Source organism: Curtobacterium sp. PhB146, assembly GCF_004342995.1.
In the GTDB taxonomy this organism is placed as follows: domain Bacteria; phylum Actinomycetota; class Actinomycetes; order Actinomycetales; family Microbacteriaceae; genus Curtobacterium.
In genome coordinates this window covers 1,376,604-1,398,109 of sequence record NZ_SMBN01000001.1, presented here as the reverse complement: position 1 = coordinate 1,398,109, position 21,506 = coordinate 1,376,604, and the positions used below count along the sequence as shown (strand labels likewise).

Sequence of the window (21,506 nt, the reverse complement as noted above, 5' to 3'; positions counted from 1 at the left end):
ATCCTGTCGGACGCGACCGACAGCGCGACGGGCGCGCACGCCGACGGCGCGGCGCCCCGGACGCAGACGACGGGCCCGGCGCGTACACGCTCCGGACCCGTCGTTCTGGTGCTTTCGACTACGAGGCCGAGACGACCTCAGCGAGTGCGTCATGGAGTTCCTTGGCCTCGGCATCGTTGACCGAGACGACCAGGCGGCCTCCTCCTTCGAGCGGAACCCGCACGATGATGAGTCGACCCTCCTTAACAGCCTCCATCGGCCCGTCACCGGTCCTCGGCTTCATGGCTGCCATCAGATGTCCCCTTTCGTGCAGTACATGCCCGCTCATTATCTCGTATTGATGGGGCAACTGCGAAACCGCCCAGGTTGGGGGTGTCGGATCGGCGGTTCTTCGCGGGTTCCGTTCGTAACCTTGGCGGATGCCGAACATCCGCTCCATGCGCCGTCAGTCCCCCAGCGGACGACCCGACCGGTCCGAGCCGACCGGCAGGTCCGACGACGCAGTGCCCGCTGGCCTTCGGATCGGCGCGGCGTTCACCTGGCGCATCCTCGTCGTCGGTGCCGGCCTCGCCGTCCTGGTGGCGCTGGTCGTGCTGCTGCAGGACATCGTGGTGCCGTTCCTCATCGCGCTGCTCGTGTGCGCACTGCTCATGCCGATGTCGTCGTTCCTGCAGCGGCACCGGTGGCCGAAGTGGACGGCGGTGCTGTCGAGCCTCGTCGCGCTGGTGCTGGCGCTCGGCGGGCTGGCGCTGCTCGTCACCGAGCAGGTGCGGTCCGACCTGCCGTCGCTCGAACGCCGGCTCCACCACAGCGTGCAGTCCCTGCGGACCCTGCTCGACAGCGAGCCGTTCGGGATCACGGCGAAGGACGTCGACTCGTGGGTGTCGAACGGCTTCGACTACCTGCAGGCGCACGCCGCGACGATCCTGTCCGGGTTCCAGGCCGCCGGCACCGGCGCCGTGCACGTGCTCGAGGGGCTGTTCATCATCGTGTTCACGACGCTGTTCGTGCTCATCGACGGCCCGCGCATCTGGGGGTGGGTCGTCCGGCTCTTCCCGCGCCGGGCACGTGCTCGCATCGACGTCGCGGGGCACGCCGGCTGGAAGACGCTGACGAGCTTCATCCGCGTCCAGCTGGTCGTCGCCGTCACCGATGCCCTCGGCGTGACCATCGGCGCGCTCGCCCTGCAGATCCCGCTGGCGATCCCGATCGGCGTGATCGTCTTCTTCGGCGCGTTCGTCCCCGTCGTCGGGGCGATCGTCGCCGGTGCGGTCGCGGTGCTCATCGCCCTGGTCTTCAACGGCTGGGTGCCGGCGCTCGTGATGCTCGGCATCGTGGTGGTCGTGCAGCAGCTCGAGAGCCACGTCCTGCACCCGTTCCTGACCGGCACGGCCGTCAAGGTCCACCCGCTCGGAGTCGTCCTCGGGGTGACCGCGGGCACGACGATCGCGGGTGTCGTCGGCGCGTTCTTCGCGGTGCCGTTCATCGCCACCGTCAACGCGATGGTCGTGGCGGCGGCGAACTGGCGGCCGGGTGACCCGGAGCCGATGTCAGCGACGGTGCCGAAGCGCGAGCGGAGCGGTCCCGCCGCACGGCTCCTGGCCCGCGCCCAGGCCCGTGAGCGCCGTGCCGATCACGGCGGGGTCCAGTCGTAGCCGTCGATCCACCAGCAGTAGTACAGCCAGACCCACTGCAGCCCGACGAACGCCACCACGACGGCCACCCGGTACACGCGGGACCGCGGCAGCGCCACGATGCCGAGCAGCGGCGCGATCGGCACCAGGATCCGCCAGGTGCTCGACTGCGGGAAGAACACGGCGAGCAGGTACACGACGTAGGCGATGCCCCAGAGGCGCAGCTCGATCCCGATCACCCGGGCTGCGGGCATGCAGACGAACGCCACGAAGCCGACGACCACGACGGCCAGCAGGACCCCGCCGGCGGGCTGGTGGAACCACCACCCGAAGCCCTGGATCCACGGCGCGAACGGCACGAGCTCCTGCCACCCGACGTAGGACGACCGCCAGGCGAGCTCGGTGTCGGTGTACGCCTTGGGCACCCCGGTGACGGCCCAGGCGATCGCCGGCCACGCCAGGCCGACCAGTCCGGACACGACCGCGACCACGGCGGGCGGCACGAGGCGGCGCAGGGTGAGCGGCTCCGACGACCGCACCCACGCTGGCCGGATCGCCCAGGCGCCGACGAACAGCACGACGAGCAGCGCGAACGCGAGCCCGGTCGGCCGGGTCATACCGAGCAGCAGCACGACGGGCAGCATCGTCCACCACCGCCGGTCGACCATGAGCAGCAGCGCGACGAGCAGCAGGAACAGCCCCATCGACTCGGCGTACGCCACCTGGAACATCGCCGACACGGGCGCGACGCAGAACAGCACCGTGGCGAAGGTCGCCCGCGCCGGGTCGAGGAAGCGCCCCATCAGGCGACGGAACACGAGTGCAGCGCCGAGTCCGGCGAGCAGCGAGACCGCCACCGCGACGAACTCGAACGACGCTCCGGTGAGCAGCATCAGGCCACGCACCAGGAACGGGTACGCGGGCATGAACGCCCACGCGTTCTCGGTCACGTGCCCTGCCGCGTCCACGGGCAGGGTCGACGGGTAGCCGCCGGTCGCGATCACGCGGTACCAGGCACCGTCCCAGATCGACGCGAACGACAGGTACGCCGGGTGCTGGACGGTGAACGAGTTCGCCGCCTGCACGCTCGCGAAGGCCTGCATCATCAGTCCGGTGACGAACCGGGCGAGCACGTAGACGACCGTGATGCGGACCCACCACGGCACCACCCGGTAGCGGGCGCGCCAACGGGTGCGTGCAGGGGTCGGCCGGGTGGCCCCGGCCGTCGTCAGGCCGTCAGCCACCGACGGAGGCCGGCCTCGACCGCGGTGATCTGCGCGACCGGGACCTGCTCGTCGTCGTGGTGGGCGAAGACGGGTTCGCCGGGTCCGTAGTTGACCGCGGGCACCCCGAGCGCCGAGAAGCGGGCGACGTCGGTCCAGCCGTACTTCGGGCGGGGCTCCGGGCCACCGACCGCCGACACGAAGTCCTGCGCGAGCGGGGCGTCGAGGCCGGGGCGGGCACCGGCGGCGAGGTCGACGATGGTCACGTCGTAGCCGTCGAAGAGTTCGCGGATGTGCGCCACGGCCTCGTCGGCCGAACGCGACGGCGCGAAGCGGTAGTTCACGTGCACCATCGCCTCGTCCGGGATGATGTTGCCCGCGATGCCGCCGCTGATCCCGACGGCGTTGAGGCCCTCGCGGTACTCGAGCCCGTCGACCGTGACGGTGCGGGGCTCGTAGGCGGCCAGCGTGGCGAGGATCGGTGCCGTCTTGTGGATCGCGTTGTCGCCGATCCAGCTGCGGGCGCTGTGCGAACGCTTGCCGAACGTGCGGATCTCGGCGCGGAGGTTGCCGTTGCAGCCACCCTCGATCTGCGCGCCGGACGGCTCCCCCAGGATGGCGAAGTCGGCGGCCAGCAGTTCCGGACGGGTCCGGGCGAGACGACCGAGGCCGTTGAGCAGGTCGCTGACCTCTTCGTGGTCGTACCAGACCCACGTGACGTCGACCGAGGGCTCGACCAGGTCGTACGCGAGCTTGAGCTGCACTGCACAGCCCGCCTTCATGTCGACGGTGCCGCGACCCCACAGGATCTCGGTGCCGTCCTCGGCGGTGCGGAACTCGGTCGGCAGGTTGTCGTTGAGCGGCACGGTGTCGATGTGCCCGGCGATCACGACGCGGCGGTCGCGGCCGAGGTTCGTGCGGGCGACGATCGCGTCGCCGTCCCGGATCACCTCGAGGTGCGGCAGCGGTGCGAGCACCGCCTCGATCGCGTCAGCGAGGGCCTGCTCGTTCCCCGACACCGATTCGATGTCGCAGATGGCACGGGTGATGTCGATGGACGAGGCGGTGAGGTCGAGCTGCTCCGGCATGCGGTCACCTTATCTGCCGTCGCTCCCGTCGCGCTGGCCCACGGCACGGCGGCCGGGAGGCACGGTGCGGTTCCGCAGCGTCCGTCCGGTCGGTCCGGTGCTCCCGTCCAGTGCGTCGGTACCCTGGTGCGGTGACCGACACGACCGCTGCCACCGACCCGACCGCCACCGCCGACCGCCCGACGCACGCCTGGGGCCACGGCCTCGCGGCGATCGCCGCCGACGGCACGACGCTCGACACCTGGTACCCGGAGACCCACCTCGGCCCGCTGCCGACCGACGCGGTGTTCCCGGCAGCACTGCAGGCGCACGTCGGCGACGACCCCCGCCGCGAGGTCCGGATCGAGGCCGTCACCACCGAGGTCACCATCGACGCCGCCCCGACCAGCACCGAGGACGCGTACCTGCGTCTGCACCTGCTGAGCCACCTGCACGTGCGTCCGAACACCATCAACCTCGACGGTGTCTTCGGGTACCTCCCGATCGTCGCGTGGACGAACGCGGGGCCGGTCCACCCGGAGTCCCTGACCCGCCTGCGCCCGTCGCTGCAGCGCGCGGGCATCGCCGTGCACGCCATCGACAAGTTCCCCCGTCTCGTCGACTACGTCGTGCCGGACCGCGTCCGCATCGGTGACGCCAACCGCGTCCGTCTCGGGGCGCACCTGGCACCGGGCACGACCGTCATGCACGAGGGCTTCGTGAACTTCAACGCCGGCACCCTCGGCGACGCCATGATCGAGGGCCGTGTCTCGCAGGGCGTCGTCGTCGGCAACGGCACCGACATCGGCGGCGGGGCGTCCATCATGGGCACGCTCTCCGGCGGCGGCACGCACCGGGTCTCCCTGGGCGAGCGCGCGCTGCTCGGTGCGAACGCGGGTCTCGGCATCTCCCTCGGCGACGACTCCGTCATCGAGGCCGGCCTGTACGTCACGGCGGGAACGAAGGTCGTCCTGGTCGGCGCCGCACCGAACCCGGACGGCACGCCGAAGACCGTCAAGGCCGCCGAGCTGTCCGGCACCCCGAACGTCCTGTTCCGCCGCAACAGCCTGTCCGGCGCCGTCGAGGCGCTGCAGCGCAAGGGCGAGGGCATCCAGCTCAACACCGCGCTCCACGCGTAGGCCTGGCCCCGCGAAAGCGACAGAGTCCTGCGAACTGTTCGCGGGACTCTGTCGCTTTCGCGGGTGAGAACGCGCGTCAGCGCGCGGGGAGGTCCCGCTTCGGCGCACCCACGTAGAGCTGCTGCGGGCGACCGATCTTGTTGAGCGGGTCGTTGTTCAGCTCGCGCCACTGCGCGATCCAGCCGGGCAGGCGGCCGATCGCGAACAGCACCGTGAACATGCGCGGCGGGAAGCCCATCGCCTTGTAGATGATGCCGGTGTAGAAGTCGACGTTCGGGTAGAGCTTGCGGTCGATGAAGTACTGGTCGCTCAGCGCGATCTGCTCGAGCTCCTTCGCGATGTCGAGCAGGTCGTCCTGCACGCCGAGGGACTCGAGGACCTCGTCGGCCGACTCCTTGACGAGCTTCGCGCGGGGGTCGTAGTTCTTGTAGACGCGGTGTCCGAAGCCCATGAGCTTCACGCCGCGCTCCTTGTTCTTCACCCGCTCGACGAAGCGCTGCACCGGCTCGCCGGAGTCCTTGATCTGCTGCAGCATCTCGAGCACGGCCTCGTTCGCGCCGCCGTGCAGCGGCCCGTACAGGGCGTTGATGCCGGCCGAGATCGACGCGAACATGTTCGCCTTCGTCGAGCCGACCAGGCGGACCGTCGCGGTGGAGGCGTTCTGCTCGTGGTCCTCGTGCAGGATGAGGAGCCGGTCGAGGGCCTTCGACAGCACCGGGTTCGGCTGGTAGGTCTCGGCCATGGTGCCGAAGTTCAGGCGCAGGAAGTTGTCGACGAACGACAGCCCGTTGTCCGGGTACAGGAACGCCTGCCCGATGGACTTCTTGTGCGCGTAGGCGGCGATCACCGGCAGCTTGGCGAGCAGCCGCACGGTCTGCAGCTCGACCTTCTCCGGGTCGTCGACGTCCATGTCGTCCTCGTAGTACGTCGACAGGGCACTGACGGCGCTGGACAGCACGGACATCGGGTGCGCGGAGTGCGGGAGCGCGTCGAACAGGCGCCGGAGGTCCTCGTGCAGCAGGGTGTGCCGACGGATGCGGGCGTCGAAGTCGGCGAGTTCGGACTCGTCGGGCAGCTCGCCGTAGATCAGGAGCCACGCGACCTCGAGGAAGGTGCAGTTCGACGCGACCTGGTCGATCGGGTACCCGCGGTACCGCAGGATGCCCTCGTCGCCGTCGATGTAGGTGATCGCGCTCTTGGTCGACCCGGTGTTCACGAACCCGTAGTCGAGCGTGTTCATCCCGGTCTGTTTCTTGAACGTCGAGATGTCCATCGTGGACGCGCCGTCGACGCTCGGCAGGATCGGGAACTCCGCGCTGCCGCCCGGGTACGTCAGCGTCGCGGTCTCGCCCGTCTGTTCGGCGGCGGGACTCACGGGCACGGGCGTCGTGGGCGGTGTGGCCGTCTTCTGAGCGTCGTTGGCAGTGTCAGTCACGTTGACAGCCTAATCGCGGCGTCTGTCGCTCGTGCACACATCGATGGTCACGACTTGGTGGGAACCCCCGGTTGCGCTCCGGGCGGAATGCACGATCCGCCCGGCGGCGGGGTCCGTCCCCGCGCTACGCGGCGCCGAGCCGACGGCTGCTGGCCAGCCGCTGGGCCGCCGCGGCGATGCGCTCGTCGGTCGCGGTGAGGGCCACCCGGACGTGCTCCCCGCCCGCTGTGCCGTAGAACGTGCCCGGTGCGACGAGGATCCCGCGGTCGGCCAACCACGACACCGTGTCGAGCGCCGGCTCACCGCGGGTCGCCCAGAGGTACAGGCCGGCCTCGCTGTGGTCGATGCGGAAGCCGGCGTCCTCGAGTGCCCGTCGGAGCATGTTCCGGCGCGCCCGGTAGCGGGCCTTCTGCTGCTGCACGTGGGTCTGGTCGGCGAGTGCGACGATCATCGCTTCCTGCACCGGCAGCGGCGGCATCAGCCCCGCGTGCTTCCGGACCGCGAGCACGTCGGCGAGGATCCGGGCGTCACCGGCGACGAACGCCGCGCGGTACCCGGCCAGGTTCGACTGCTTCGACAGCGAGTACACGCTGAGCACGCCGTCGACCGAGTCGCCGACGACCCGGGGGTCGAGGATCGTGGGGGTCGGGGTGGTCGCGTACTGCGGGTCCCAGCCGAGCTCGGCGTAGCACTCGTCACCGACGATGACGGCACCGAGTTCGCGGGCGCGGTCGACCGCTGCACGCAGGTCGTCGATCGAGAGCACGCGGCCGTCGGGGTTGCCGGGCGAGTTCAGCCACACCAGCTTCGTCGTCGCCGGCCACGCCGCCGGGTCGTCCGATGCGAGGGCGTCCGCACCGACCAGGGCCGCGCCGAGCTCGTAGGTGGGGTACGCAGCGGCGGGGAACACCACGGTGTCGCCGGCGCCGATGCCGAGCCAGAGCGCCAGGCCGGCGATGAACTCCTTCGACCCGATCGTCGGCAGCGTGTGCGCCTCGGTCAGCCGCACCCCGTGGCGTCGGCCGTACCAGTCGGCGATGGCCTGCCGCAGCGCCGGGGTGCCGGCGACCTGCGGGTAGGCGTGCGCGTCCGTGGCGTCAGCGAGGGCGCGTCGGACGACCTCGGGGGTCGGGTCGACGGGCGAACCGACGCTCAGGTCGACGATGCCGCCCTCGTACCCGGCCGCGCGCTGCTTGAACGGGACGAGCTGGTCCCAGGGGAAGTCGGGCAGGTCGAGCGCCACGTGCGTGTCCGGCTCAGCCGCGGGGCGGTTCGGCCATGACGACCGGATGGTCCTTGTGGATCACACCGACCTTCGCGGCGCCACCGGGCGAGCCGACTTCCTGGAAGAACTCGACGTTGGCCTTGTAGTAGTCGGCCCACTCGTCGGGCAGGTCATCCTCGTAGTAGATGGCCTCGACCGGGCACACCGGCTCGCACGCACCGCAGTCGACGCACTCGTCGGGGTGGATGTACAGCGAGCGGTCGCCCTCGTAGATGCAGTCGACGGGGCATTCGTCGATGCAGGCACGGTCCTTGACGTCGACACAGGGCTGGGCGATCACGTAGGTCACGGTTCGGGTGCTCCCTTCGACGAGCGGGTTCGAGTCTACTCGCGGCCCGGGGCCGTCCGGGACCGCAGCCCCGACAGGTCCGGCCACGCGAGCACCAGGGCGGCGATGACGGCGGGCGCGAACGTCCACACGTACCCGGCCGCGTTCGCCAGCACGAGCGGCGAGCCCTGGCCGCCGACGGAGACGAGCACCTGGGTCGCGACGAGGATGCCGATGCCGATCGCGGCGACCATCGCCCGCGACCGGTACAGCAGCCGGATGCCCACGGTCAGCCCGATCACGAGCAGCGTGGTGATCACCATGCCGATCGGGAACGCGGCGGCGCCGACGGTCTGCTGGTGCGTCACGGTGCCCAGTCCGCCGGTGACGAGCCCGAGCACGAGCGCGACGGCGACCGCGGCGACCTTGCCCTGGCCGGACATCTCGGCGTAGGTCTGCGGTGCCGGGGGCTGCGGGTCGGCGTCGTGCCGGAAGGCCTCGACGGCGGGGGCGTGCTCGCGGACGCCGTGCGGCATCACCCACGACAGCGCGGTCGGGTCCGCGGGGTCGACCGGGTCGACGGTGACCTGCGAGCGGTACTGCTCGACGGCGGCACGCACCTTCGCCCGCACCGGCAGGACGTCGACGGTGACGTCTGCGTCCCCGGTGTCCGGGGCGACGATCATCGAGAACGCCACTTCCTCTGCCCGGGCCGCGTACCGAGCAGCGTGGTGCACACGCACGTGGTCGGGGTGGCCGTACCCGCCGTCGTCGGCGTAGCTCACGACCGCGTCCGCACCGGTGGAGCGGATCGCGGCACGGACGTCGTCGACGACCTCGCCCAGGTCGGCGGCGGTCAGCGAGTCGACGGGGGCGTCGTCGGCGGCGGTCGCCCGCCCGTCCGGCCCCCACTGCATGCCGGAGTCGACGTACCGGCGTTCCGGCAGGTCGGTGGGCCGGGCACCGCGCCCGCCGAGCCACAGGCGCGCCGGGCCGCCGAGGGCTGCGAGTGCCGCGTCGATCTCGGTCTCACGGTGCGCGGCGACGCGTTGTGCGTCGCCGGCCAGGGGTGCGAGCCGCTCGGTGAGCATCTCGCCGCGCTCACCGCGGGTCGCCGTCAACACGGTGACCTCGGCGCCGAGCTCGAGCAGGGTCGCGATCGTCCCACCGGACGACAGGGTCTCGTCGTCGGGGTGGGCGTGCACGAACAGGACGCGCTCGGGGCGCGTGACGGAGGCCTTCGACATGGCCCCCAAGGGTACGGGACTAGCGGGCCGTGACGATGTAGGTCGCGGTGACGCCGTCGTCGCCGTCCGAGAACGTGAGCACGACGCGGTACCCGTCGCTGCGGAACATCCCGAACGCACTCGACGAGTCGGCGCGCTTCGCCGACTCGGTGTAACCGGCGTCGGCGAGCTGCTGCGCGGCGGAGGCGAAGTCGTCGACCGACCCGGCGCGCACCTGCACGACCCACCCGGAGCCGTTCGGTCCCGCTCCCCCGCCGAGCACCGTGCCGTCGACGAGCGGCACGTCGGACGACGGGAACCCGTCGGGCACCTTGCCGTCAGAGGTGACGTTCGCACCCTTGAGCGCCGTGTCGAGCGCCCCGTCGATGCCGCCCGCGACCGAGGACATGCCGTCCTGGATCGCCTTGCCGTCGATGCCCGCGACGCCGTGCGCGACCGTCGAGGCCACCGAGGACCCGAGGTCCGTCGCCTGCTTCACGGAGTCGGACGAGCAGCCGGTGAGTCCGGCCAGGGCGATGCCGGCGGCGACGGCGGCGATCAGCGGGGTACGGAGGGAACGCATGCGCCGACGGTAACGGGTGAGCCGGGAGGCACGGCGCGAGTTGGCTGTGAACGTCCTGTCCCCGGGACGGTCACCCGCGCGGCGGGGCCGCCCCGCGCCTCCCGTCCGTCCGTCAGGCGACGTAGGCGCGCGTCGCGGCGACCAAGGCGTCCACGCCGACCGGGATCGCGGTCTCGGCCTGCGGCGCGTAGAACGGCGAGTGGTTGCTCGGGATGTCCTCGCCGCGGCGGAACAGCTCCGGGTCGGTGATCCCCGTGAACCAGTACACGAGCGGGACGCCCGCCGCCGTCGCGAGCTGCCCGACGTCCTCCGACGCCATCGCCAGCCCGATCTCCAGCTCGCGCGCACCCGGTACGGCGGCGCTGACGGCCGCGAGCACCCGGGCAGCGGACTCCGCGTCGTTCACGGTCACCTCGGCACCGGGCGACCGCACGATCGTCGGCTCGGGCAGGCCACCGGCGTCGCTCTCGGCACGGACGATCCGCTCGATCGACGCGATGATGCGCGCACGGGTGTCCTCGTTGCGGGCACGCGTCGAGATCTCGATGACGGCCTGGTCGGGGATGATGTTCGCGCGGGTGCCGGCGTGGAAGCTGCCGACGGTGACCACACCGGCGTCGCTCGGCGAGACCTCGCGCGAGACGACGGTCTGCAGCCGCACGACGGCGGACGCGGCGGTGACGACCGGGTCGAGGGATGCCTGCGGCGCGGACCCGTGTGCCCCGCGACCGTTGAAGGTCACGGTGAGCCGGTCGCTCGACGCCATCACCGGGCCGGAGCCGATCGCGACGATGCCGACCGGGGCCGGAGCCGAGTGCTGGCCGAGCACGACGTCGGGCTTCGGGAACCGGTCGACCAGGCCGTCCTCGACCATGGCGCGGGCGCCGGAGATGACCTCCTCCGCCGGCTGGAAGACGCCGACGACCGTGCCGCTCCACTGGTCCCGGGTGGCGACGAGGCGCTCGAGCGTGCCGAGCAGCCAGGTGACGTGGATGTCGTGGCCGCATGCGTGCATCGTCGGGACGTCGTTGCCGTCCTCGTCGGTGCCGCGGTGCTGGCTGGCGTAGGACAGCCCCGTGCGCTCCTGGACCGGCAGGCCGTCCATGTCGGCGCGGAGCCACACGACCGGGCCCTCGCCGTTCGACAGGACGCCGACGACACCGGTGCCGCCGACGCCGGTGGTCACCTCGATGCCACCGAGTTCGGCGAGCCGGTCGGCCACGATGCCCGCAGTGCGGTGCTCCTGGAAACCGAGCTCGGGGTGGGCGTGCAGGTCCTGGTACAGCGAGAGGAGGTCGAGGGTCACGGCATCCACCGTAACCCCCGACCTCCTCAGGTCGTGCTCTTGCTGACGCGACGCGTCGCTTGGTGCTTACGCGTCCTGACGCTTCAGGCGGGCGTACGAGCGCTGGCGGGCCTGCGCGTCGAGCTCGACCTTGCGGATGCGGACGACGGCCGGGGTGACCTCGACGCACTCGTCCTCGCGCGCGAACTCCAGGCACTCCTCGAGGGAGAGCTGGCGCGACGGCGTCATCGACTCGAAGGAGTCGGCGTTCGCCGAACGCATGTTCGTGAGCTTCTTCTCCTTCGTGATGTTGACGTCCATGTCGTCGGCGCGCGAGTTCTCGCCGATGACCATGCCCTCGTAGACCTCTTCGGTGGGGTTGACGAAGAACGTCATCCGCTCCTGCAGGTTCGTGATGGCGAACGGCGTGACGACACCCGAGCGGTCGGACACGATCGAGCCGTTGATGCGGGTCTGGATCGGGCCGGCCCATTCGTCGTAGCCGTGCGAGATCGCGTTGGCGATGCCGGTGCCGCGGGTCTCGGTCAGGAACGACGTGCGGAAGCCGATCAGGCCGCGCGACGGGACGATGAACTCCATGCGCACCCAGCCGGTGCCGTGGTTCGTCATGTTCTCCATGCGGCCCTTGCGAGCGGCCATGAGCTGGGTGATCGCGCCGAGGTACTCCTCCGGCGTGTCGATCGTCATGTGCTCGTACGGCTCCTGCAGCTTGCCGTTCTCGTCACGCTTCGTGACGACCTGCGGCTTGCCGACGGTGAGCTCGAAGCCCTCACGACGCATCTGCTCGACCAGGATGGCGAGCGCGAGCTCACCACGGCCCTGGACCTCCCACGCATCGGGGCGACCGATGTCGAGGACCTTGAGCGAGACGTTGCCGATGAGCTCGCGGTCGAGGCGCTCCTTGACCATGCGGGCGGTCAGCTTGTGACCCTTGACCTTGCCCACGAGCGGGCTGGTGTTCGTGCCGATCGTCATCGAGATCGCCGGGTCGTCGACCGTGATGGTCGGCAGCGGGCGGACGTCCTCGGGGTCGGTCAGCGTCTCACCGATGGTGATCGTGTCGAAGCCGGCGACGGCGACGATGTCACCGGGGCCAGCCGACTCGGCCGGGTAGCGCTCGAGGGCCTTGGTGATGAGGAGCTCGGTGATGCGGGCGTTCACGACGGTGCCGTCGTGCTTGACCCACGCGACCGTCTGGCCCTTCTTCATCGTGCCGTGGAAGATGCGCAGCAGCGCGAGGCGACCGAGGAACGGCGACGCGTCGAGGTTGGTGACGTGGGCCTGCAGCGGGTGCTGGTCGTCGTACTTCGGCGCGGGGACGTGCTGCAGGATCGCTTCGAACAGCGGCTCGAGGTCGTCGTTGTCGGGCAGCGAGCCGTCGGCCGGCTTGTTGCGCGACGCGGCACCGGCACGACCCGAGGCGTAGACCACGGGAACGTCGAGGATCGCGTCGAGGTCGAGGTCGTCGACCTCGTCCGACAGGTCGGACGCCAGGCCGAGGAGCAGGTCCTGCGACTCGGAGACGACCTCGTCGATGCGGGAGTCGGGGCGGTCCGTCTTGTTGACGAGCAGGATCACCGGGAGCTTGGCGGCGAGCGCCTTGCGGAGCACGAAGCGCGTCTGGGGCAGCGGGCCCTCGGACGCGTCGACGAGCAGGACGACACCGTCGACCATGGAGAGGCCTCGCTCGACCTCACCACCGAAGTCGGCGTGACCCGGGGTGTCGATCACGTTGATGGTGATGGGGCCGTCCGCGCCGAACTCGGTCGCGTGCTTGCCGTTGTAGAGCACCGACGTGTTCTTCGCGAGGATCGTGATGCCCTTCTCGCGCTCGAGGTCGTTCGAGTCCATCATGCGGTCTTCGCCCTCGAAGTGGGCGTCGAACGAGTTGGTCTGCGTGAGCATCGCGTCGACGAGGGTGGTCTTGCCGTGGTCGACGTGTGCCACGATGGCGACGTTGCGCAGGTCGGACCGGGTGGCGAGCGCCATACAGGACATCCTTCAATTTCTGGGAGAGTGTCGGGCCAGTGATTTGTCGGCACCGCACCCGCGGGCAGAACGCCCGACACGCCAGTCTACCGGTAGTTCGCAACCGTCAGGAGTACAGCAGATGAGCCGACGGCGAACGTGGGTCGAGATCACCATCGTGCTGCTGCTCTCACTGGGTGCCAGCGCGCTGTACTCGATCCTCCAGATCATCGACGACCTGTCGCAGACGACCCCGCTCGGCGAGCAGTCCACGGCGCTCAACACCTCGTCGACGACGGTGCAGTACGTCGACCTGGCCCGGCAGCTGCTCGGCATCGCGGTGGACCTGGCACCGGTCGCGCTCGTCTGTTTCCTGCTGTGGAGCACGTCCCGCCCGCACCTGTCCCGGCTCGGCATCGACCGGTTCCGGGTGAAGCCCGACCTGGGCGGTCCGGCGCTCATCGCTCTGTGCATCGGGATCCCGGGGCTCGCCCTGTACTTCGCCGGGCGTGCGCTCGGCATCACGGTGAGCGTGGACCCCGCTGCCCTGAACTCGTACTGGTGGACGGTGCCGGTCCTGCTGCTGTCCGCGATCCGCTCCGGCCTGCAGGAGGAGGTCATCGTGATCGGGTACCTCTACGCCCGGCTCGGCGACCTGGGCTGGGGGCGGTGGCAGGTGATCCTGTCGACGGCACTGCTGCGCGGGAGCTACCACCTGTACCAGGGCTTCGGCGCGTTCGTGGGCAACGCCGTGATGGGCATCGTGTTCGGCTGGATCTACACGAAGTGGGGCCGCCTGATGCCCTTGATCATCACGCACTGCCTGCTCGACGCCGCGGTGTTCGTCGGGTACCCCTGGGTCGCGAGCGCGTTCCCCCGGTTGTTCTCGTAGCGTGAGCACATGAGCATCCCCGAGGTCGGCGAGTCCGCGCCGACGTTCACCCTGCCGGGCATGATCGTCCGCGACGGGGTCCGCACCGACGACGAGTACGACCTGTCGTCGGAGATCGGCCGGACCGTGGTGCTCGCCTTCTACCCCGGCGACGCGACGGCCGTCTGCACCGCGCAGCTCTGCAGCTACCAGGCGGAACTCGACGAGTTCGACGACCTGGGTGCCGTGGTGTGGGGCATCAGCCCGCAGGCCCTCGACTCGCACGAGACGTTCGCGCGCGGCTCCTCGCTGACGTTCCCCCTGCTGAGCGACACCGCCGGCTCGGTGATCCGCGACTACGGCGTGCGCGCGCCGGGGATCGGACTCCGTCGGTCGGTGTTCGTGATCGGTCCCGACGGGGTCGTGCGGTGGCGGCACGTCGGCCTGGTCGGTCTGCGGTTCCCGACGGCCGAGACCATCCGAGAACAGATCGAACTGCTCGTCTCGTGACCGGATCCCGCGACTGACGCCGTTCCCGGCGTGGGGGTTTCCCGAATCCGTCGCCATGGGGTATTGACACCCGAACTGGGGGCGACGACCATTGTCGGCACGAGAGGTCCACGCAGGATCTGCCTCCCCGGGGAATCGGGTCGTCCGGAGATACGCGCTGGTGTGTCACACCCGCTCCCCGGGCGTCTCCGGGGAGGCATCTCGTAACCTCGTCCGGTGCACACCACCATCGTCGCCCCGGGCCTCCGCCGTCTCGCCATCGCCCTCTGGGTCGTCGCGGTGGCGCTCGTCCCCCTGGCACTGCTCGGTGGCAGCAACCCGTGGCTCGTCCCGGTCCCGAGCATCTGCATCGCGTTCGTGGCGTGGGCCGCGCTCTGGCGTCCGCGCATCGAGCTGACGCCCGAGCACCTGCGGATCGTGGACGTCCACCGCACCAGCACCTACACGTGGTCGCGTGTCACCGAGGTGCGCACGAAGTACGGCATCGAGGTCGTCACGAGCGAGGGCGTCCGCCGCGTCTGGATCGCGACCCGCCCGACCGCGCGGCTCACCGCCCAGGTCCCGGGCCGACCGGGAGGCCCGGATCACCTCGACGTCGACGCTGCGGCCGCGCGGATGCTGGCCCTCGTACCCGCCCCGGCTCCGCAGGACGGCCCGCCGCCCGCGACCGTGACGGCGGCGCCGATCACCCACCGGGTGCACGGCTGGACGGTGCTGGCGTTCGTCGTGCTCGGGATCGCGGCGTCGCTCGCGGCGGCCCGGATGTAGCGTCCGACGCGGCACAGGCGACGGAGGGCGGTGCGCCGCCACTGGCGACACCCCGCCCCGGGTCGAGGTCGTTCAGTTCTTCCATTTGAACGGTGCGCCGGCTGACGCATGCGTCGGCGCACCGTCGGCGTGCACCGCTGCTGCGGCGCCGAGCCCGAGCGTCGCCGCGACGAGCAGCGTCGCCGCGAGCGCGAATGACTTCTTCATGGTGTTTGCCTGCATTGTGACTTCCCCTGGTTCTCGAGCACCGTCCGGAGCGTGACGGCGTTCATCATCGACCCACGCATTGACCACAAGAGCGTCGTGCGCCACCCCGGGCTCGATGTCAACGGTAGCAATTGACGTCATTTTTGTGAAGAGGCGCCGTGAAGACCGGTCCGGCCGACGACGACGCCGATCACTCGTTCGAACGAAATCACGCCGAAGTTGCGTGAATCAATGCTCGCCGCACGATTGTCACCCAAGACTTCGAAGACGATTCCACCGTTTTCCACCCGGATGTCCACAACTCGTTTGACAGCTGTGCCGCTGAACTCCTTCGGAAAACACTGAGAGCCGCTTTCGCAATCCACGTAAGGCAATCCGTCACCGTCGAAGACGACCAGCTGGCCGACGGCGATTCCCCTCGTCTTCTTCCGGACCAGAACAGCCTGACCATTGTCGAGGGCGGGCAGCATGCTGATTCCGTACACGCGGTACACCCGGTACCGCGCAAGAGCAAGGACCGCGAACGCGACAGCGGCTGCGCCGAAGCAGCCGACCCCGATGATCAGCGTCACGCGTTCGCCTGCGACGTCGCGCCGACCGCCGCATCCTCTCGGTAGCCGCGGGATTGTGCTTCGAACAACTCCCAGTAGAGTCCGCGTTCCCGAAGCTGTTCAGCATGGGTACCGGAAGAGATGACCGCACCTTCGTCGAGGACGATGATCTCATCGGCATCCCGGACGGTGTTCAGCCGGTGCGAGATCAGCAGGGATGCCCGTCCACGACGGACTCGGCGCTGTGTCGCGTGCAGTTCCGTCTCGCCGAACGCATCGAGACCCGAGCTCGGCTCATCGAGGATCATGACGTCTCGATCTGCGCGCATCATGGCGCGGGCGAAGGCGAGCCGCTGACCTTGACCTCCGGAGAGGATCACCCCCGTCTCCGGGTCGTCCCTGTCTGCCGAGTCCGTGAACATCCGCGTGAGGAACGTGTCGAGTCCGTACGGAAGCGTCTCGACGATCTTCGTCGCCCCGGCACGATCGACAGCGAGACGAACGCTGGCTTCTGGGTCTGCAGCATCGACATCGCCGAACGCGACGTTGTCACGAACGCTCGCCTCGTACTCCGAGTAGTCCTGGAAGACCGCACCGATCCGCTGCCGGAGCTCATCGACGGGCAGGGACCTGATGTCGATCCCGTCCCACAGGATCTCGCCGTGGTCTGGTTCGTACAGTCGACAGAGCAATCGCACGATCGTCGACTTCCCGGCACCGTTCTGACCGACCAGTGCGACCGCCTTCCCGTGCGGCACCGAGAACGACACACCTCGGAGGACCCACGGCAGGTCGGCCGCGTACCGGAACCAGACGTCGCGGAACTCGATCCGGTCACGGAGTACGGGGACCCTCGCCCCGCGTTCGGGCGTCGGCAGGTCCGGCTGCACCGTGACGACCGCGACGTACTCGCTGACGGCGTGCAGGGTCTTCGCGAGCGAAGTCCAAACCGAGGACTGAGCGGTGATCGTCGATTGCACACCCCCGACGCCGGCGAGTACGAGCGTGAGCCCTCCGACGGACATACGGCCACTCGCGACCTCGACGGCCGCCCACGCGAGTGCGCACAACGACAGCAGTACCGTGAGGCACGTGGTGGCCAGCCGCATCCGGAGCGTCGTACCGTCCACCTTCGCTTCCGCTCGGGCCGAGTCGCGCAGCTCCGCGTCCATTCGCCGCCGCAGGAGGGCCCCGAGTCCGAGGAGTCTGATCTCCTTTCCCGCCTCGGGCGAAAGCAGGAGCATCGAGTAGAAGGTGAGGCGACGCTCCGCACTGTTGACGCGGTGCATGGCTGGACCCCACCGGCGGGTCAACCCCAGCTCGGTCACGACGACGGGCACTGCGGCGAGCAGTGCGAAGACCAGGATCATCGGTGCCACGCCGGCCAACGCGATCCCGAAGCCGGTCAGCAGGATCGCAGCCCGGACCGTGCTGACCATGTCGCGGACCAGTTGGTTCGGGCCGGTGTACACGGCCTGCTGGGCGAGCCGGACCCGGTCCTGGAACGCCGGCGACTCGAGCAATGTGAGTCCCTTGAGTCGCTCGTGCAGCGCCGAGAAGAGTCGGGTCTGCGCCTCGATGCGCACCGCTCGTGAAAGAGCCGAATCGCACGCCGCCGACACAGGTATCAGCACGGCGATCACGACCGTCCCGATCCCGAACCCGATGGCCGGGGCGGCGAACGACGCCGACGAGACCAGGGCGTCGATGACGCTCTGGAACGAACGCGCTACCCAGACGGGAGCAATGCCCTCGACAAGAGCGATCAGCAACGTGCTCGTGAAGAGGAACGGACCGGCACGGAATGCGAGCGCACCGGCCGTCGCGATCAACGAGAGCCGGCCCGCGCGTGTTCCGTGATCAGACACGCGCAGAGCTCGGGACGATCCGATCACGCACGTTGTCGACCACGACGCCGTCCTTGAGCTGCACCACGGCAGGGAAACCCTGAACGTCGAACGCGGCGGCCATAGTGTGGTACCCCGGCTGCCCGGGGACGACGGAATCCTCCGCGACGACGTCCGCCGATCCCGCGAGCAGGGGGCCGTACGTCTCAGCCGCGCCGTCTCCGACGACGACCGCCACGACCGTCTCACCAGCGGCCCGTCGCCGTCGCGCCTCGGCGGCGAAGTCCGGGATGAGTTCTCTGCACGGAGCACAACCCTTCAGGAAGAACCCCACCACGGCGTCCCCGCTGATCGTGTCTTGGTCGACGCGCTTCCCGTCCATCGACGTCGCCACGAACTCGTGTGGTTCCCCGCTCGACATGACCAGACTCAGCGGAGTCGATTCGACCGATCCTTCGTGCCCGTGCGCACGCAATCGCCGGATCACCGCCACCAGGAGGACGAAGTTCACGAGGCCGATCGCGAAGACGACGAAGAACATCAACCAGACTGCGAACATCATTTCCCCCTGTGGTTTCCTGCGACGAACAGTTCTCGGATGGAGGTCATCTCGACCAGCAGGAAGGCCGGTACGACAGCGCCACACAGCAGCACGACGACGGCACCGACCTCCGGCGGCCGCGTCTCGACGCCGGCCAACGCCACCAGGGCAGCGGCGATCGCGATCAGCACACCGTTGCGGACGACATCCCAGACGCTCACGTCAGGACCGTCTGCGCCGAAGCACGCGCACTGCGCGTCCTCCGGAGCCAGGATCGACGCGATCAACCCGGCGGTGAACGAGATGAGCAACAGTGCGGCCAGGACGGCGCCAACGACCCACCACGGCGTCACGACGAGTACCAGCACAAGCCATTGCGCCACGAGAGCAGCGCGTCCCAGGTGGTCCATCGTGGAGTCCGAGAGCCCCGGGCGCAGCGCGCCCAACATTGCTCGCGCAGATTCCAGGAGATGTCGCCGATCTTTGCTGCGGATTTTCGTGCTGACCGACGCAGCAAAGACGAGGAAGATGACCGCCCGTCCAACTACCTCAACGTAGATCATGTCCACCCCCATCATGTGCCCCAACATCACCCAACCACATGCACCAAGTCGTTCGCAAGACATTGACAAGACGGTGTCCGTCGGAGTGGAATGCGCTCAGGGGGAGCGTCGAGTTCTCCTGTTCAATCGAAACCAGGAGGTCGAAGTGCGGACTACTCTCGAACGCGTGGCCACGGCCGGGGACCGTTTCCTCAGCATCTTCGCGCCACCCCCGGTGAAAGCCGCGGGCTGCTCGAAGTGCTCAGCCTTCGCCCGGGTCTGCCCGCTGGGTGCACACCAGGACTGTCATTACCTGTACGCGCAAGCAGGATGTGGCTCGTGCGGCTTCACCTGTGGCGCGTGCGTGGTCGGCCCGGTGGGATGAGGGCAAGCGACTGATCGACCCGAATGCGGCTGCGACTCCTCCGAAGGGGGGCACAGCCGCATTCTCTTTCCCATCTGGGATGGGACACCGATCTGGGAATGCTGACAGCGGCGAGACGGTTCGAATGCAATACGCACCGCTCTCGACGGTCGGGATCACATGAGCAACGCCGGAACGCGGTGCACGAAGGGCTCCACCTCGGGTCGAGGTGGAGCCCTTCGGTGGCGGGACTACTTGGTGTAGCCCACGTCCTGCCACTTGACCGACGACTGCTGGAACTGCGCGGGCCCGTAGTTCACGAGGTCCTTGCGCACCCCCCAGGCGTACGGCTCGGCGAACAGCGGGATCGTGCCCGCGACGGCGACGATCTTCTTGTCGATCGCCTGCGCGTCCTTGACGCGGGCGTCGGCGTCGAGCTCGGCGTTCGCCTTGTCCCATGCCGCGCCGAGCGAGTCGTCCGTCACACCGGTGTAGTTCTGGCCGGCGTCGGCGGGGTAGTAGATCGACTTGAGCGACGAGATCGGGAACGGCGTGCCCTGCCACGCGAAGTACGTGGCGTCGAAGTCACGGCCGTCGGTGGTGATGTACTTCGTGAAGAAGTCGTCCGAGGGCACGGTGTCGATCGTGACCTTGAAACCGGCGAGCTTCGTCTGCTGCTGCACGAGCTGCGCGACGTTCGCCGAGTTCGGGTTGTCCGACGGGATCACGAAGCGGACGTCGAGCTCCTTGCCGCCCTTGGTCGCGTAGCCGTCCGAGCCGACCTTCCAGCCGGCGTCCTCGAGCTTCGACTTCGCCTTGTCGGTGCTGTAGCCGTAGACCGACGACACGTCGTCCTGGTAGCCCTCCTGACCGGGCAGGTACGTCAGGTTGTTGAGCACGTCACCGGGGCTCTTCACCGGCGACAGGATCGCCTGGGCGAGGACCTTGCGGTTGATGGCCTGCGCGAACGCCTGGCGCACGTCTTGGTCCTTGAAGACGTCCGAGGTGCCGTTGAGCGTGATCTGCCGCTGCGTGGTGCCGAGCGAGCGCTCGATCTTCGAGTCGGAGCGCGAGTTCGCCGTCTTGAGGTTGTCGGCGCTGCCGTTCAGGTTGAACGCGTCGAGTTCCTTGTTGCCGTACGCCTGGGCGACACCGTCGCGCGAGACCGTCTTGAAGACGATGGTGTCGAGTTTGCCCTCGTCGCCCCACCACTTCGGGTTCTTCTCGAAGGTCACGACGCCGCCGTTGGCGTCGAAGGACTTCAGGATGTACGGGCCACCTGAGACGTAGGTCTTGCCGTCGGCGGCGTACGGGCCCTTGGCCCAGGCCGTGTTGAAGTGGTCGGGGGTGTCGACGGCCCAGTACGGGTAGATGGCGCCGAGGACGCTCGCCCAGTCGGCGTTCGTCTTCGAGAACGTCATGATGACGTCGCGCTCGTCCGAGCCCTGCTTGACCGAGTCGACGTCCTCCCACACGTTGGTTGCGAGGGGCGCGAATGCCTTGTTCGTGCCGTTCAGCGCCTTCCAGTTGGCGATGACGTCCTTCGCGCTGATCGGGGTGCCGTCAGACCACACGGCCTTCGGGTTGATCTTGATCTCGACGGTCTGGGGCGAGTCCTTGGTCAACTCGACCGAGGTCGCGTAGTCCTTGTTCGCCTCCCACTCGCCGTTCTCCTTGAACTGGATGAAGCCCGGCAGGTAGGTCTGCGAGATCGTGGTGTCGTCCACCGTCCCGGAGTCCAGGTTGGCGAGCTGCCAGTTGGCCGGTGCGGTGTCGATCGGCAGGGTGATCGACCCGCCGTCCTTGACGTCCGCGCGGTCCGCGACGGTCCAGCCGGTCGACTTCAGCGTCGACTCGGCGACTGCGGAGCTGCTGTTGCCCGCCTGTCCACCGCCGGAGCAGCCGGCCAGCACGACGGCCGCAGCCGCAGCGGTGGCCAGCACGGCGATGCCCTTGATCCTCTTTCGCATGGCGAGGATTCCCTTTCGTTGTGGTTCGCGCAGTTCGCGCTGGAACGCGACGACCCCCGCCGCCACGCCTGTTGGTTGAGAACCCTAGTCACATCCGAAGGCTCCACAAGGGGTGATGCGCGGAATCGAAACATGCTCGTAACGAATGTTGCATAGCGTCACAACAGAAGTCCCACCCCTCCGTCGCGAACGGCTAACCTG

General features: G+C 69.1%; 21 protein-coding genes. 5 read left to right on the top strand and 16 right to left on the bottom strand.

Annotated features, from left to right (window positions below; genetic code table 11):
• Positions 1-118: 118 nt before the first annotated feature.
• Positions 119-292, bottom strand: a complete 174-nt coding sequence (locus tag EDF33_RS06800; RefSeq protein WP_123673120.1) for a DUF3117 domain-containing protein — start codon at positions 290-292, stop codon at positions 119-121.
• A gap of 127 nt (positions 293-419) precedes the next feature.
• On the opposite strand from EDF33_RS06800, the gene EDF33_RS06795 reads away from it, so the two are divergent.
• Complete coding sequence (locus tag EDF33_RS06795; RefSeq protein ID WP_243692372.1) at positions 420-1,655, top strand: AI-2E family transporter; 1,236 nt, start codon at positions 420-422, stop codon at positions 1,653-1,655.
• Here EDF33_RS06795 and EDF33_RS06790 read toward each other — a convergent pair.
• Together EDF33_RS06790 and dapE are read right to left on the bottom strand one after the other, a co-directional pair.
• Complete coding sequence (locus EDF33_RS06790) at positions 1,634-2,878, bottom strand: hypothetical protein (RefSeq protein ID WP_132099586.1); 1,245 nt, start codon at positions 2,876-2,878, stop codon at positions 1,634-1,636. The two genes, EDF33_RS06795 and EDF33_RS06790, sit on opposite strands and share 22 nt — an antisense overlap.
• Positions 2,863-3,945, bottom strand: a complete 1,083-nt coding sequence (gene dapE / locus EDF33_RS06785) for a succinyl-diaminopimelate desuccinylase (RefSeq protein ID WP_123294103.1) — start codon at positions 3,943-3,945, stop codon at positions 2,863-2,865. Before dapE ends, EDF33_RS06790 begins: the two co-directional genes overlap by 16 nt.
• Before the next feature lie 131 nt (positions 3,946-4,076).
• Between dapE and dapD the strand changes: the two genes are divergently transcribed.
• Positions 4,077-5,063, top strand: coding sequence for a 2,3,4,5-tetrahydropyridine-2,6-dicarboxylate N-succinyltransferase (gene dapD, locus EDF33_RS06780; protein ID WP_131878347.1), 987 nt, complete (start codon positions 4,077-4,079; stop codon positions 5,061-5,063).
• A 76-nt stretch (positions 5,064-5,139) separates the two neighbouring features.
• Here the strand turns inward: dapD and EDF33_RS06775 are convergent, their stop codons facing one another.
• From EDF33_RS06775 to typA, 7 genes are all read right to left on the bottom strand, one after another.
• Positions 5,140-6,438, bottom strand: a complete 1,299-nt coding sequence (locus EDF33_RS06775; protein ID WP_123340789.1) for a citrate synthase — start codon at positions 6,436-6,438, stop codon at positions 5,140-5,142.
• A gap of 184 nt (positions 6,439-6,622) precedes the next feature.
• On the bottom strand, positions 6,623-7,741 hold the full coding sequence (gene dapC, locus EDF33_RS06770) for a succinyldiaminopimelate transaminase (protein ID WP_132099585.1): 1,119 nt from the start codon (positions 7,739-7,741) through the stop codon (positions 6,623-6,625).
• 13 nt (positions 7,742-7,754) lie between these two features.
• A complete protein-coding gene (fdxA, locus tag EDF33_RS06765; protein WP_069711637.1) occupies positions 7,755-8,072 on the bottom strand; it encodes a ferredoxin in 318 nt (105 codons plus the stop codon).
• A 35-nt stretch (positions 8,073-8,107) separates the two neighbouring features.
• Complete coding sequence (locus EDF33_RS06760; protein ID WP_131878344.1) at positions 8,108-9,298, bottom strand: PIG-L family deacetylase; 1,191 nt, start codon at positions 9,296-9,298, stop codon at positions 8,108-8,110.
• Between the two features lie 19 nt (positions 9,299-9,317).
• The gene (locus EDF33_RS06755) at positions 9,318-9,860 is read right to left on the bottom strand and encodes a hypothetical protein (RefSeq protein WP_131878342.1); all 543 of its coding nucleotides are present in this window, start codon (positions 9,858-9,860) and stop codon (positions 9,318-9,320) included.
• Positions 9,861-9,972: 112 nt separating this feature from the next.
• Entirely contained in the window at positions 9,973-11,166 is a 1,194-nt protein-coding gene (locus EDF33_RS06750; RefSeq protein WP_165918732.1) for an amidohydrolase, read from the bottom strand.
• 66 nt (positions 11,167-11,232) lie between these two features.
• Positions 11,233-13,155 (bottom strand): translational GTPase TypA, encoded by a 1,923-nt coding sequence (gene typA / locus EDF33_RS06745; protein ID WP_111084979.1) that lies wholly within the window; start codon positions 13,153-13,155, stop codon positions 11,233-11,235.
• 121 nt (positions 13,156-13,276) lie between these two features.
• Between typA and EDF33_RS06740 the strand changes: the two genes are divergently transcribed.
• From EDF33_RS06740 to EDF33_RS06730, 3 genes are all read left to right on the top strand, one after another.
• The gene (locus EDF33_RS06740) at positions 13,277-14,026 is read left to right on the top strand and encodes a CPBP family intramembrane glutamic endopeptidase (protein ID WP_131878338.1); all 750 of its coding nucleotides are present in this window, start codon (positions 13,277-13,279) and stop codon (positions 14,024-14,026) included.
• A gap of 9 nt (positions 14,027-14,035) precedes the next feature.
• Positions 14,036-14,515 carry a peroxiredoxin gene (locus EDF33_RS06735; protein ID WP_131878336.1) on the top strand — a complete coding sequence of 160 codons (480 nt, stop codon included), beginning with the start codon at positions 14,036-14,038 and terminating at the stop codon, positions 14,513-14,515.
• Between the two features lie 216 nt (positions 14,516-14,731).
• Positions 14,732-15,283: a PH domain-containing protein gene (locus EDF33_RS06730; RefSeq protein WP_132099584.1), complete on the top strand. Its 552-nt coding sequence runs from the start codon at positions 14,732-14,734 to the stop codon at positions 15,281-15,283.
• A 72-nt stretch (positions 15,284-15,355) separates the two neighbouring features.
• On the opposite strand, the gene EDF33_RS20680 is transcribed toward EDF33_RS06730, so the two are convergent.
• The 6 genes from EDF33_RS20680 to EDF33_RS06705 all read right to left on the bottom strand — a co-directional run bounded on the left by EDF33_RS20680 (position 15,356) and on the right by EDF33_RS06705 (position 21,305).
• Entirely contained in the window at positions 15,356-15,490 is a 135-nt protein-coding gene (locus tag EDF33_RS20680) for a hypothetical protein (protein WP_279387357.1), read from the bottom strand.
• A 137-nt stretch (positions 15,491-15,627) separates the two neighbouring features.
• The gene (locus tag EDF33_RS06725) at positions 15,628-16,062 is read right to left on the bottom strand and encodes a S26 family signal peptidase (RefSeq protein WP_131845336.1); all 435 of its coding nucleotides are present in this window, start codon (positions 16,060-16,062) and stop codon (positions 15,628-15,630) included.
• Complete coding sequence (locus EDF33_RS06720; RefSeq protein ID WP_131845335.1) at positions 16,059-17,909, bottom strand: ABC transporter ATP-binding protein; 1,851 nt, start codon at positions 17,907-17,909, stop codon at positions 16,059-16,061. The genes EDF33_RS06725 and EDF33_RS06720 overlap by 4 nt, the downstream gene beginning before the upstream one ends.
• Positions 17,902-18,447, bottom strand: a complete 546-nt coding sequence (locus EDF33_RS06715; RefSeq protein WP_131845334.1) for a hypothetical protein — start codon at positions 18,445-18,447, stop codon at positions 17,902-17,904. Before EDF33_RS06715 ends, EDF33_RS06720 begins: the two co-directional genes overlap by 8 nt.
• Positions 18,447-18,992: a MauE/DoxX family redox-associated membrane protein gene (locus tag EDF33_RS06710; protein WP_132099583.1), complete on the bottom strand. Its 546-nt coding sequence runs from the start codon at positions 18,990-18,992 to the stop codon at positions 18,447-18,449. Before EDF33_RS06710 ends, EDF33_RS06715 begins: the two co-directional genes overlap by 1 nt.
• 594 nt (positions 18,993-19,586) lie before the next feature.
• Positions 19,587-21,305, bottom strand: a complete 1,719-nt coding sequence (locus EDF33_RS06705; protein WP_131845332.1) for an ABC transporter family substrate-binding protein — start codon at positions 21,303-21,305, stop codon at positions 19,587-19,589.
• Positions 21,306-21,506 lie beyond the last annotated feature (201 nt).